Raw genomic sequence first — 13216 nt, 5'->3', positions numbered from 1 at the left:
TTGCGGCAGAAGTCTTACTTTGAGCCCCTATTCTCAATTTTTAACCTTAAAAAACCTTATTGTATCCATGTGTGGAATAGTAGCCTATATCGGCCAGCGGGAAGCATATCCTGTCGTATTAAAAGGACTCAAACGCCTTGAATACCGCGGCTATGACAGTGCGGGCGTCGCTTTGCTGAATGGCGGGAATCTTAAAGTCTATAAGAAAAAAGGTAAGGTATCCGAGCTGGAGGACTATGTGCTGGGCAAAGACCTCAAAAGCCATATTGCTATCGGCCATACGCGCTGGGCAACGCACGGCGAGCCCAGCGACAGGAACGCGCATCCCCACCTGAGCGGAGACGGCAAGCTGGCCATGGTGCACAACGGCATCATCGAAAACTATGCGCAGCTGAAGCAGGAACTGCTCAACAAAGGGCATCACTTCACCAGCGACACCGATACAGAAGTATTGATCCATTTTATCCAGGAGATCAAACAATCCAACAGCTGCTCCACCGAAGAAGCCGTGCGCATTGCGCTGAAAAGAGTGGTAGGCGCTTACGTGATCGTGATCGTGGATGAGGACAAGCCGGATACGCTGATCGCCGCGCGCAAGGGCAGCCCCCTCGTGATAGGCGTGGGCAAAGGCGAGCACTTCCTCGCGTCAGACGCATCGCCCATCGTGGAATATACCAAGGAAGTGGTGTATGTGAACGACTATGAGATCGCGATACTCCGTGCCGACGAACTTATCCTGAAAAATATTTCCAACGAAATACAAACCCCTTACATACAAAAGCTGGACATAGAGCTGGCCGCCATCGAAAAAGGCGGTTACGACCACTTTATGCTCAAGGAAGTGTTCGAGCAGCCGCAGACCATATTTGACAGCTTAAGGGGAAGGCTGGACGCCAAAGCCGGAAAACTCACGCTGGGCGGCCTCCGCGAACACATGGACATGTTGAAGGAAGCGCGCCGCATCATCATCGTGGCCTGCGGCACCAGCTGGCATGCCGGCCTGGTGGCGGAATACATGATCGAAGAGCTGTGCCGCATACCGGTGGAAGTGGAATACGCTTCCGAGTTCCGGTACCGCAACCCGGTGGTGGGCAAGGGCGACGTGATCATTGCCGTATCACAGTCCGGCGAAACCGCGGATACGCTGGTAGCCATGGAGAGCGCCAAAGAAAAAGGCGCGATCATCCTCGGCGTGTGCAACGTGGTGGGTTCTTCCATCGCCCGCCTGTCTAACGGCGGCGTATACACGCATGCAGGCCCTGAAATAGGCGTAGCCAGCACAAAGGCATTTACCGCGCAGCTGGCCGTACTGAGCCTCATTGGCCTGAAGATCGCAGAAGCCAAAGGCACCATCACCCCGCAGCGCTTCCAGCACCTGCTGGACGAGCTGGAAGACGTTTCAGAAAAAGTGGCCACCGCCCTCAAGCTGAATGACCAGGTGAAAGCCATCGCCGAAAAATATAAAGACGCCCGCGATTTCCTTTACCTGGGCCGGGGCTACAACTTCCCCATCGCGCTGGAAGGAGCCCTCAAGCTGAAAGAGATCTCCTACATCCACGCGGAAGGCTACCCCGCCGCCGAGATGAAACACGGGCCCATTGCGCTGGTAGACGAGAACCTGCCTGTGGTGTTCGTGGCTACCAAAGACAGCTATTATGAAAAGATCGTGTCTAACATCCAGGAGATCAAGGCGCGGAAAGGCAAGGTGATCGCCATTACCACCGAAGGCGACCAGGTGATACCCGGCATGGCGGACGATGTGATCGTGGTGCCTGAAGCGGATGAGCTGGTGGCGCCGATCATTTCAGTGATCCCGCTGCAGTTGCTGGCTTATCATATCGGCGTGTCCAAAGGTTATGATGTGGACAAACCGCGTAACCTCGCCAAGTCTGTAACCGTAGAATAGTATCCGTATGAACCATATAGAAAAGAAACCGCTCAGCCAGCTGGGTTACCAGTTCGTTGACGAACGTTACCTTCCTGAAGGGAAGAACGAATACTACCTTCGCGACCAGCAGCGTGGCAAAGAAACCGTTCACCGCAAGCTGAAAGCCGGTGAAATTGAAACACTGGTGCGCAACGATAATACTTCAGACGACTGGAACAATATTTTCGTGGACAACGACTTCGATCCGAACCTCGTGCAGCACTGCCACTTTTTCGGCATGGTACGTATCGGCAAGCTGGAGCCGTATTTCCTCGAATTCCACAACCTGCGCCTGCCGGTAGGCCTGTACAACAGCACCATCGCCTCCTGCGACTTCGGGGACAATGTAGTGGTGCACAACGTCAATTTCCTCTCCCACTACATCATCGGCAATGAAGTGATGATCGCCAATGTGAACGAAATGGCTACCACCGATCATGCTAAATTCGGCAACGGCATTGTGAAAGAAGGCGAGCCCGACAGCGTGCGCATCTGGCTGGAACTCTGCAATGAGAACGGCGGCCGCAGCGTAATGCCGTTTGACGGCATGCTGCCCGGCGATGCCTGGCTCTGGACGCGCAACCGCAACGACCAGGCACTGATGGACCAGTTCAAAGCATTCACCGAAAAACAATTCGACAAAAAACGCGGGTATTACGGCATGGTGGGCGACCGCACCGTGATCAAACATTGCAACATCATCAAAGATGTGACCGTTGGGTCAGACGCATACATCAAAGGCGCCAACAAGCTCAAGAACCTCACCATCAACAGCGAAGCCGGCGCTCCTTCACAGATCGGCGAAGGCTGCGAGCTGGTGAACGGCATCGTAGGGCTGGGCTGCAGGGTGTTCTACGGCGTGAAGGCCGTGCGTTTCATCATGGCCTCCCATTCCCAGCTGAAATACGGCGCGCGCCTGATCAACTCCTATCTGGGCAACAACGCGACCATTTCCTGCTGCGAAGTGTTGAATTCACTCATATTTCCCGCGCACGAACAGCACCACAACAACTCATTCCTCTGCGCCGCGCTCATCATGGGGCAAAGCAATATGGCCGCCGGCGCCACCATCGGCAGCAACCACAATTCCCGCGGGGCAGACGGCGAGATCATTGCCGGGCGCGGCTTCTGGCCCGGCCTGAGCGTTACGCTGAAACACAATTCCAAATTCGCCAGCTTCACACTCATCGCCAAAGGCAACTATATGAGCGAGCTGCGCATACCGTTTCCGTTCAGCCTGGTAGTAAACGACGAGCACGACGACTGCCTGCGCATCATGCCAGGCTATTGGTTCCTGCACAACATGTATGCGCTTGCGCGCAACTCCTGGAAATACGTGGACCGCGATAAACGGACAGATAAAACGCAGCACATCGAATACGATTACCTGGCGCCGGATTCCGCCGAAGAGCTGCTGGAAGCGCTGGAGCTGATGGAACTGGCCGTGGGCAAGGCCTCTTTGCAGGAAAAAGAAAAAGATAAAGCAGGGAAAAAATCCATCCAGCAAGCCGGTAAAAAACTGCTGCTGGAAGAAAACGCCAAAGTGGCCCGCATGGAAATACTGGGCGAGCAGATAGAGAATTCTTCCCGCAAAGTGCAACTGCTGAAAGTGCATAAAGCGTATCCCCTCTTCCGTGAACTGATCGTGCTGTATGCCGTGAAGAATTTATTGCAGCAGGCAGCCGAACGCAATATTCAATCGTTCCCCGCTTTGCAGGCTTACCTGAAACAATGCAAAAGAGGCGCCTGGAGCAACGTTGGCGGGCAGCTTGTTAAAGCGGACGATCTTGAAGACGTGAAACAGCGCATCCGCAAAGGAAAGATCGGCAGCTGGCCCCAGCTGCATGAAGTATACCGCCAGCTGGGCGGGAAATATGATGAAGATAAACTGCAGCATGCCCTGGCCTGCCTGCTCCACCTGCATCAGCTCAGCCCGAAAGAACTCACTGCCGCACAGTTCAAAAAATTCCTCGATCAGTCCGTATACACTTATGGTATGATCACCGAAGGTATTTATCACTCCCGCGAAAAGGATTATCTCAATCCTTTCCGCCAGATGACCTACGAAAACACGGAGGAAATGGAAGCAGTGGTGGGCAAGCTGGAAGACAACAGCTTTATCCAGCAAACCATCGCCATGCTGAAAACCTATAAAAAGCAGGTAAAAGAGCTGATCAAAAAGTGGGAACTGTAATGGAAAAACAAAGATGCGGCTGGAGCACCAAAGACCAGCTGTACATGGATTACCACGACCATGAATGGGGCACTCCCTGCCACGATGATACAAAGCTCTTCGAAATGCTTTGCCTGGAAGGCGCGCAGGCCGGCCTCAGCTGGTATACCGTACTCACCAAAAGGGAAAATTACCGCAAAGCGTTCGACAACTGGGATGCGCAGAAGATCGCGAAATACACGGAAAAGAAAATAGAAAAGCTCCTGCAAGACCCTGGTATTATCCGCAACCAGCTGAAGATACGCGCCTGTATTTCCAATGCCAAAGCCTTCCTGGCCGTACAAAAGGAATTCGGCAGCTTTGACAGGTACATCTGGCAGTTTGTAGGCCACCAGCCTGTTCTCAACCGCTTTAAAAGCATGAGCCAGGTGCCGGCCAAAACAGCGGCGTCTGATGCGATGAGCAAAGACCTGCTGAAGAGGGGCTTCAAATTCGTGGGTTCCACTATCTGTTATGCATATATGCAGGCTACCGGCATGGTGAACGATCATGTGCAGGGCTGCTGGAAGTATCAGCCTTAATTAACAACAATACTTATAAAAATGGCCGGGATCCACCTTTTCAGGCAGATCACGGCCATTGACATTTTATTTGGACGTACTTAATTCAGTGCCATTTCCCAGAAAGGAAGGCTGTTTACAAATTCTTTGGTCACCACTTCCACTTTCACCTTCGTAAGGCCCCAGTGAATGAATCCAAGCTGCTTTGCCGCGGCCTGCGTAAGGTCCACGATCCTGCGGTTGGCGTGATGCAGGCGGTCTGTTACTTTCACCACTACCCAACGGTTGTTCCGTATATTGGTCACCTTGATCATGGTGCCGAGCGGAAGCGAATTATGCGCTGCCGTCATGGCGGTGTTATCAAATACTTCCCCGCTGGCGGTCTTCCTACCATGGAATTTCTGGGCATAATAGCTCGCAATCCCCGTGGTAGGCATGTTGGTCACTTTCTTCTGCGCCATTGCGGGAACTGCGCCGATGGAAAGGATCAACAGCGCTGCCGCTGCACACTTCACAATTTTATTTAATATTTTTTTTAACATGACACGGGGAATTGGCAAAATTCCTGCCAGAAATGGTTAAAGATATGTTCCTGTTTTGTTAAAATGAGTTTAATAAATTAATTATCAATCAGTTATCAATATTTCGCTTAAAGACTTACTGTTGATAAACCCTGGGTCTGTGAGCGTATTCAGGAAAAAGTAGAGTTCTCTTTGCTCCTGTGCGCTCAACGGGATCCGGTTCTTCACTAAAGGATCTATGGTGGGGGTTTGAACTATGCTGTCAGCATAATGCAAAAATACGTCAAACAGGTCATAATACCTGCCATCATGCATGTAGGGCGGGCTTTTGATCACATTGCGCAGCGACGGCACTTTAAACTTTAAATAATCGCCGGTACTGTTGGTAATGCGCATGCGGCCCGCATCGTGGAGGTAGGGGTTATAGGGAAGGCCGTTGTTGCGGAACGAGCCGTCTGTAAACAACGGTTCTTTGTGGCAAGATGCGCATTTGGCCTGGAAAGTGGCGTAACCGCCCGCTTCTTCGGCGGTGAATTGTACGCCGGGCGCTCCGCGCATCACGCTGTCGTATTTGGAGTTGAAAGAATTCATCGTGGCCATGAACTGTGCCAGCGCTTTGAATAATTTCTGTGAATTGATCTCTCCTTCACCGAATGCGTCCCTGAATAAGTTCCGGTACTTCTGATCCCCGTTCAGGCGGGTGATCAGGCGGGCAAGGTCCTCGCCCATTTCGTTGGGGTCCGTAATGGGCGTAAGCGGCTGCACTTCCAGGTGGTTCACGCCGCCATCCCACATAAAATCCTTTTGCCAGATGAGGTTAAACAAGCCGGGAACGGAACGCAGGCCGGTGCGGTTGTCTATGCCATGGCTCAGCGGATGGTCGAAGTGGGCGAAAGCGGCGAACTGCTGGTGGCAGAACCCGCAGGAGATAGTGCTGTCGCGGGAAAGGCGGGGATCATAGAACAAACGGCGGCCCAGGGCAATGCCTTCTTCCGTAAGCGGGTTACCACTCATGTCGTACACCGGCGCGGGAAAATTGGACGGGAGGTTGAGGGTATACGGCGTTGGGCCGGACCTCACGTCCTTGTTTTTCCTGCAGCTCCAGATGAGCAGGAACAGGCAGCATGTGTATATGAGATATTTTTTCAAAGGTCTGATACGTCGGTGATCTTAAACATCGAGCGGTAGTTGACAGAGATCTTCCAGGCCAGCTCTCCGGGCACGTGGATGGTGGCGTTGTCGCTGAATTTCACCAGGTTTACGCCGGTGAACCAGTTATACAAATCCGCCGTGATGGTCAATGAAGGTTTTCTTTCCGCGGCCACGCTCAGGCTGATCGGGCTGATCAGTTGTACGTCCTGCACGGCGTTATAGTTGCCTTTGAAGCCGCCGATATGATAGGTAAGCGCCTGGCCGGGGGCGGCAGACGAAGGACTGTTGCCTTCCATCTTCGCCATGATATAGCCGCTGTTCCAGCTCCAGAACATGCCGTTCACGGGGTCCAGCGCGCCCGTTTGCGCGCCGCTTACATTCCGCGCGCTATCTACTCCTATCTTAAAAGAAATGCCCCTGTATTCGCCCTTTGGCACCGGGAACGTGATCACTTTGGATGCTGGCACGCTTTCGTCGATCAAAAAATAGGTATCGCCGATGCGTTGCACGGTATTATCCAGTCTTACGAGGGAAATATTGGTGATGTAGTATTTGAAAGCGCTGACGGTAAAGACTTCCCCGTTGGCATTGGTGTAAGGGGCGGCGATACCGAGTGAAAGGGGCACGCCGTTTACGACGTTTTTGAAGGTTACCTGGATGTTGCCCTGCTCCTGTTTGTCCTTTTTACAGGCGATGCATAGCAAAAAGAGCATGGTCAGGAGAAAATATGGCTTCATGGTCCGGAGTTATGCTAATAAAGTTACATAAAAAACGCTGCAAAACCGGGTGGCGTTGCAGCGTTTTTTATGAAGATTTAAATCAGATTATGAAGCCCTATCGAGCTTATATCCTTTGACAGCGAACCACAACACGACTGCAAAACAAGCCAGTGGCACAAGATAAGCCATCTGGATATTCGAAGCATCAGAAACAAGGCCCATCAGGGGTGGGCAAATAGCACCGCCCGCAATGGACATTACCAGTAGGGACGAACCCAGTTTAGTATGCCCTACGCCTAATCCTTCCAGTCCAAGCGAAAATATTGTCGGAAACATGATCGACATAAAGAAAGGCACAGCCAGTACTGCCCAAATGGCCACATCTCCTTTGGTAGTCATCGCGATCAGGACCAATATTACGTTCAATAATGCATATAGCGCCAGCAACGTATGCGGTTTGATGTAACGCATCAGGAAAGTACCTACAAAACGGCCGATCATAAATCCAAGGCCGGCCACTGCTCCCAGCAGATAAGCCGCTTCCTTTTCCGGCATATTGCCTGCAAACCTCGCAAAACGGATGAAGAAAGCATTTACACCAACTTGGGCACCAACGTAAAAGAACTGAGTAATGATAGCCGCGATAAGATGACGATGCCTGAAAATACTTCCTTCATTTTCCGGTTTTGCGTCTTTAGCTTCATGTTGTTCTTTGATGTCCGGCAGCTTGGTAAAGATGAACAAAACTGCGATCAGAATCACCACGATGCCAATGATCGTGTAGGGCATCTTCACGGCAGCGGCTTCCGCAGACAGGTATGCCTGCAATTCGGCAGCCGGCATAGCATTCAGCTCCGCTTCGCTCATCTCTTTACCCGAGAGGATAAATTCTGCCCCGATCAATGGTCCTACGAAAGCACCTACACCGTTGAAACATTGTGCAAGGTTTAGCCTTAAAGTGGCGGTCTCCGGCTTCCCAAGAATCGTAACATATGGATTAGCGGCAGTTTCAAGAAATGTAAGACCTGAAGCGATCACAAAAAGTGCAAGCAGGAAAAATGAATATTCACCGCTATTTGCCGCAGGTATAAACAGCAGGGCGCCTGCTGCATAAATCAGCAACCCTAATACTATACCAGCCTTAAACCCAAACCGCTTCATAAAATAGCCCGCCGGCAAACCCAAAAGGAAATAGGCGATAAAAATAGCTGAGTCAATGAACGATGACTGTGTATCCGTTAATCTGCATGCTTTTTTAAGGTGTGGTATTAAAATAGGGCTGAGATTGTGAATCAGAGCCCACAAAAAAAACAAACTGGTAACCAGGATAAACGGGAATAAATAATTCGCGCTTTTTGAGCCCGGTGAAGCGGTAGTATAACTGGTTGTGGAAGCTGCGCCGCCTGCCATGTTATTGCGTTTTAGGTGAATGATTATAATGTGGAATTCGTCGTTGGTTGATATCTCTTTTATCAGCTGATGGAACGGTCCAGGTGCGTGTAACCGCCATCTACATACACGATCTGGCCGGTAGTGTGCGAGGAAAGCCCGCTCAGCAGGAACACCGTCATGGCCGCGATCTCTTCTGAAGTGGTCATCCTGTGCTCCAGCGGAATTTTCGATACGATGGATTTCAGTTTCTCCTGCGGGTTGGGCAGTGAATTGATCCAGGTTTCGTACAGCGGCGTCCATACTTCGGCGGGTATCACCGTGTTCACCCTCACGGAAAAAGGCAGCAGCTCCACAGCCCATTCGCGCGTGAGCGCGTTGATGGCGCCTTTGGAAGCGGCGTAGCCGGATGTATTGCCCTGCCCTGTGGCAGCCACTTTGGAACCGATGTTCACGATATTGCCTTTGGTAGCTTTCAGGTAAGGCAGCGCGTAATGCGCCAGGTTGTAATAATGACTGAGATTGTTTTGCAGGGAAGCCATGAACTTCTCAGGGCTGCCGCTTTCCAGTCCCACGCCGTCGTTGGCGCCTGCGTTGTTGATCAGGCCGTCTATTTTACCGAACTCTTTCACGGTAACGTCTATCACTTTTTTGCAGTCTTCCGTTCTGCCCAGCTCCGCTTCTATGCCAAACGCCCTGCCGCCCTGCCGGCGGATGGCGGCAACGGTTTTTTCATTGTCTTCCGCCTTGCGGCCCGCAATCACAACAATGCCGCCTTCGGCAGCAACGAGTTTTGCAATGGCTTCGCCAATGCCTTTGGCTCCGCCGGTAACGATCACTACTTTATCCTGTAACCCGAGATTCATGTTGATGTACGGTTTAATTGAGTTTATAAAATTCCACGGCGTTGCCGCCCATGATCTGCCGCTGTTCTGCGGCAGACAGTTTGCCCACGAAGTGCTGCACGATGCCCAGCACCTCTTCGTATTCCGCTGCGAGGAGGCACACCGGCCAGTCTGAGCCGAACATCAGCCTGTCCGGCCCGAAGGCTTCCAGCGCCACTTCGAGGAAAGGCGTGAAGTCTTCCTGTTTCCAGTTCTGCAGGTCCGCTTCGGTTACCATGCCGCTGAGCTTGCAATACACATTTTTATAACGGGCAATGTCGCGGATGTGCTGTTCCCATCCCTTCAGCTCCCCGGTTTCGAAATCGGGTTTGGCGAGATGGTCTAACACCAGCGGCTGGTCTTTGAATTTTTTTACAAATTCGGCCACAGCGGGCAGCTGGTGCGGATACACGAGGATGTCGTATGTGAAATCGTACTCCGCAAGCGCGGCAATGCCTTTGCAGAAGTCTTCGCGCAGCAGGAAATTTTTGTCGGGCTCGCCCTGTACGATATGGCGGAAACCTTTCAGCGCGGGGAACTGCGTGAAATGTTCAAGCCTGCTTTTGATATTGGCCGCCCTGAGATCAACCCAACCTACCACGCCTTTAACAAAACTGTTCTCGCGGGCCAGCTGCAGCAGGAATTCCGTTTCCGCTTCGCTCTGATCCGCCTGAACGGCCACGCAGCCCTCTACCCCGTTTGCTTTCAGCACGGGCGCAAGGTCTGCGGGTAAAAAATCCTTCCGGATCACTTGCATATCTTCAGTGATCCACGCGTCGCGTACGGGATCGAATTGCCAGAAATGCTGATGAGCGTCTATGATCATAACGTTGAATAAGGTCTTAAGAACTATAAAGAAAAGAACTGGTCCATGATCACCCACTTCTCGCCCGGTTTTGCGGCGGGAATGGCCTGCTGGAAGGTCCACATGAACGCCTCCCATTTCTGCACGATCGGGCTGGCCTCGTCCATGGCGTTTTTGCGCTCGAAGGTGAACGTATCGTCCACTTCAAGGATCATGATCATGCGGGTGCCGGCGCGGTACATGTCGCAGGCGGTAATGCCCGCATCGCGGATGCTTTCCAGTATTTCGGGCCACACGGCCTTGTGGATCGTTAAATATTCTTCTATCAGTTTGGGATCATCTTTCAGATCCAGCGCGAGAACGTGTCTTTTCATAACGTTTATTTTTTCCAGGCTACTGCTTCCTGCCTGGAAGTGCCCAATCCGTCAATTCCCAATTCTATCACATCGCCCGCTTTCAGGTAGATCTGCGGGTTGAAACCCAGGCCCACGCCCGCTGGCGTGCCGGTGGAGATCACATCGCCGGGCAGCAGGGTCATGAACTGGCTAAGGTATGATACTACGTAGGGAACGTTGAAAATGAAATTGGATGTATTGCCATCCTGCATCTTTTTACCATTCACAGTCAGCCACAGGCGCAGGTTGTGCACGTCTTTTATTTCGTCTTTGGTAACCATCCAGGGGCCCAGCGGCGCGAAAGTATCTGCGCTCTTCCCTTTTACCCACTGCCCGTTCCTTTCGAGCTGGAAGGCACGTTCGCTGTAGTCGTTGTGAAGGGCGTAGCCTGCCACGTAATCCATGGCCTCGTTCTGCTCTACATAGCTTGCTTTTTTGCCAATGATAACGGCCAGTTCCACTTCCCAGTCTGTTTTCTCGCTGTTGCGCGGGATTACCAGGTTGTCGTTCGGCCCTACGAGGGAAGAGGTTGATTTGAAGAACACGATCGGCTCCGTGGGAATGGCGGCGTTTGTTTCACGCGCGTGATCGGCGTAATTCAGGCCGATGCAGATGATCTTGGAAGGACGCTGTACGCAGGAGCCGAGCCTTGTGCCCTCCGGCACTTTCGGGCAATTGCCGCCATTGGCCGCCCACCATTTGGCGAGGCGCTCCAGCCCGTCTGTTTCAAAAAAACGCTCCCCGAAATCTTCCCCGAAGGCAGACACGTCAAACATCCCGGCTTCCGTTGCCACACCGGGTTTTTCTTCTCCCAACAATCCGAACCTGATAAGTTTCATTCGTTAATGTTTATTGTATTTGCAATTATTCTTTTAAATGCACTGAAAGGCTCATTGCACCAGCAAAATCTCGTCATTGCGAGGAGCTGAGCGTGGACTTTGTGCAGGAGCCGCGACGAAGCAATCTCCTCCATGGTCTGAAGTACGCCAATTCAATGAAAGAGATTGCTTCGTCGCCCCTCCCGCTTTGCCCCGCTGCTCCTCGCAATGACGGACTTTTTTAATCACTTAATGTTCAAAGCCGTTTGCACCTGTTTGTAACCGATGCGGCCGTTCACCACTTTTACTTCGTAATAATCTTCTTTCTCCCCATCGGGCGTCAGCAATCCCACCACGCAATGATCTTCCGACACCACCTGGATGTAAGGCTTCGCGCCTTGCGGAACGGGCATTTCCAGCTCCCGGCGGATGCCGCCGAATTCAAGGTATACGCCTTTCATGTTGGGCTCTTTCAACTCTTTCAGCCTGACGATGAAGTGCGCGATGATCTGGCCCGATTTGATCTCTTTATCATATTCCTGCACCATTTCCTGCTGGCGGATGGCGTCGCCCAGGCCTACGTATTTTTCCATGTACTGGTAAATGCGTTTCGGCGGCGAAGGCACCCAGAGTATCTTCAGCGAAGCTTTGTCCTGCGAGCCATGGTAATACCTGGTGTCCCTGTTGGGTTTGATGAAGCCCACCCAAACGCTGTTGGGCGCGTCCCAGAAAACTTTATAGACCGCTGAATCGGGATAGCCTTTGATCAGCGGCAGGTCGTTGTAAGTTCTTTCGTACTTCAGCGTATCTACGGTGAAGTTGAAACGGATGGAGGAAGTATCCTTGTCGCGGTCCAGGATGGTAACGGTGAAAGTGCCGCCTGGCTTGGCCGGAACTACCGGCGCATCTTCGCCCGTAGATTCTTCTCCTTTGTTTTTATTTTCAGTGGCGCTGTTGTTGCATGCGGTAAAAACGAGCAGCAGCGCGAATGGCAGTAAAAGTCGTCGCATTAGTTGTTGAGTTTAATGAAGCCGCCGTCTATGGGGTAGTCGCAGCCGGTGATAAAACCTGCTTCATCAGAGCAGAGGTACAGGGCCAGGTATCCCACTTCGTCGGGCTTTGCCATGCGGCCAATGGGCTGCGTTTTGGAAAGCTTTTCAAACATCTCCGCTTCTTTGCCGGGATAATTTTTCGCGATAAATCCGTCTACAAACGGCGTATGCACGCGCGCGGGCGATACGCAGTTCACACGGATCTTATCGGCAAGGTAATCTTTCGCGACTGATAACGTCATGGTGAGCACCGCGCCTTTGCTCATAGAATAAGCGAAACGGTCCGGTATACCCACGCTGGAAGCGATGGAAGCGATGTTGAGGATCACGCCGCCGCCTTGTTTTTTCATCTGCTCTATTACTGCGTACATGCAATTGTACGTTCCTTTTACGTTTACGGAAAACACCCTGTCGAAATCCTGTTCCGGGGTGGATTCCAGCTTGCCCACGTGGGCAATGCCGGCACAGTTCACGAGAATGTCCAGCCTGCCGGAAATGCCGGCCACATTTTTCATAACGGTGATAACAGCCGCCTGGTCTGCCACATTCACGGCATGCACCTGCGCTCTGCCGCCTGCGGCGGTGATTTCATCAACAGTGCCCAGTCCTGCTTCTTCATTCAGCTCCAGTACGTGAACGGTGGCGCCACTGGCGGCAAAACACCGCGCAATGGCCTGGCCGATACCGCTGCCGGCGCCGGTCACTACTGCCACTTTTCCATCTAGTCGGAAAAAACTCATCTTTTGCTTATTTTAAGGGTTCTAAAATACCTCAATATTATGCCTTATTGCAATTCTTTTTTACCCTGATTATGTACTTTC

At 52.1% G+C, this 13216-nt stretch carries 13 protein-coding genes; 3 read left to right on the top strand and 10 right to left on the bottom strand.

The genetic code is table 11. The annotated features are described in order from the left end of the window. Nucleotides 1-67: 67 nt before the first annotated feature. The 3 genes from glmS to R3I13_RS20755 are packed head-to-tail and all read left to right on the top strand — an operon-like array spanning nucleotide 68 to nucleotide 4681. Nucleotides 68-1906: a glutamine--fructose-6-phosphate transaminase (isomerizing) gene (gene glmS, locus R3I13_RS20765; RefSeq protein ID WP_346319892.1), complete on the top strand. Its 1839-nt coding sequence runs from the start codon at nucleotides 68-70 to the stop codon at nucleotides 1904-1906. A 7-nt stretch (nucleotides 1907-1913) separates the two neighbouring features. Continuing rightward, nucleotides 1914-4121 carry a DUF4954 family protein gene (locus tag R3I13_RS20760; RefSeq protein WP_346319891.1) on the top strand — a complete coding sequence of 736 codons (2208 nt, stop codon included), beginning with the start codon at nucleotides 1914-1916 and terminating at the stop codon, nucleotides 4119-4121. After that, nucleotides 4121-4681 (top strand): DNA-3-methyladenine glycosylase I, encoded by a 561-nt coding sequence (locus R3I13_RS20755; protein WP_346319890.1) that lies wholly within the window; start codon nucleotides 4121-4123, stop codon nucleotides 4679-4681. Before R3I13_RS20760 ends, R3I13_RS20755 begins: the two co-directional genes overlap by 1 nt. Before the next feature lie 80 nt (nucleotides 4682-4761). Here the strand turns inward: R3I13_RS20755 and R3I13_RS20750 are convergent, their stop codons facing one another. From R3I13_RS20750 to R3I13_RS20705, 10 genes are all read right to left on the bottom strand, one after another. Next, nucleotides 4762-5175: a septal ring lytic transglycosylase RlpA family protein gene (locus tag R3I13_RS20750; protein WP_346319889.1), complete on the bottom strand. Its 414-nt coding sequence runs from the start codon at nucleotides 5173-5175 to the stop codon at nucleotides 4762-4764. A 111-nt stretch (nucleotides 5176-5286) separates the two neighbouring features. Next, complete coding sequence (locus R3I13_RS20745; RefSeq protein WP_346319888.1) at nucleotides 5287-6330, bottom strand: cytochrome-c peroxidase; 1044 nt, start codon at nucleotides 6328-6330, stop codon at nucleotides 5287-5289. Further along, entirely contained in the window at nucleotides 6327-7070 is a 744-nt protein-coding gene (locus tag R3I13_RS20740; RefSeq protein ID WP_346319887.1) for an MbnP family protein, read from the bottom strand. Before R3I13_RS20740 ends, R3I13_RS20745 begins: the two co-directional genes overlap by 4 nt. Before the next feature lie 87 nt (nucleotides 7071-7157). Next, the gene (fucP, locus tag R3I13_RS20735) at nucleotides 7158-8462 is read right to left on the bottom strand and encodes an L-fucose:H+ symporter permease (RefSeq protein WP_346319886.1); all 1305 of its coding nucleotides are present in this window, start codon (nucleotides 8460-8462) and stop codon (nucleotides 7158-7160) included. A 62-nt stretch (nucleotides 8463-8524) separates the two neighbouring features. Continuing rightward, nucleotides 8525-9307 carry an SDR family oxidoreductase gene (locus R3I13_RS20730; RefSeq protein ID WP_346319885.1) on the bottom strand — a complete coding sequence of 261 codons (783 nt, stop codon included), beginning with the start codon at nucleotides 9305-9307 and terminating at the stop codon, nucleotides 8525-8527. Between the two features lie 13 nt (nucleotides 9308-9320). Beyond that, on the bottom strand, nucleotides 9321-10151 hold the full coding sequence (locus R3I13_RS20725; RefSeq protein WP_346319884.1) for an amidohydrolase family protein: 831 nt from the start codon (nucleotides 10149-10151) through the stop codon (nucleotides 9321-9323). A gap of 23 nt (nucleotides 10152-10174) precedes the next feature. Next, nucleotides 10175-10504, bottom strand: a complete 330-nt coding sequence (locus tag R3I13_RS20720; protein WP_346319883.1) for an L-rhamnose mutarotase — start codon at nucleotides 10502-10504, stop codon at nucleotides 10175-10177. A 5-nt stretch (nucleotides 10505-10509) separates the two neighbouring features. Beyond that, nucleotides 10510-11364: a fumarylacetoacetate hydrolase family protein gene (locus tag R3I13_RS20715; protein ID WP_346319882.1), complete on the bottom strand. Its 855-nt coding sequence runs from the start codon at nucleotides 11362-11364 to the stop codon at nucleotides 10510-10512. A 224-nt stretch (nucleotides 11365-11588) separates the two neighbouring features. Beyond that, nucleotides 11589-12353 (bottom strand): hypothetical protein, encoded by a 765-nt coding sequence (locus R3I13_RS20710; protein ID WP_346319881.1) that lies wholly within the window; start codon nucleotides 12351-12353, stop codon nucleotides 11589-11591. Continuing rightward, nucleotides 12353-13135: an SDR family oxidoreductase gene (locus R3I13_RS20705; protein ID WP_346319880.1), complete on the bottom strand. Its 783-nt coding sequence runs from the start codon at nucleotides 13133-13135 to the stop codon at nucleotides 12353-12355. The genes R3I13_RS20710 and R3I13_RS20705 overlap by 1 nt, the downstream gene beginning before the upstream one ends. Between the last annotated feature and the right edge of the window lie 81 nt (nucleotides 13136-13216).

Source organism: Chitinophaga sp. YIM B06452, assembly GCF_039655965.1.
Taxonomy (GTDB): Bacteria; Bacteroidota; Bacteroidia; order Chitinophagales; family Chitinophagaceae; genus Chitinophaga.
This window is presented reverse-complemented; position numbering and strand designations above follow the sequence as displayed.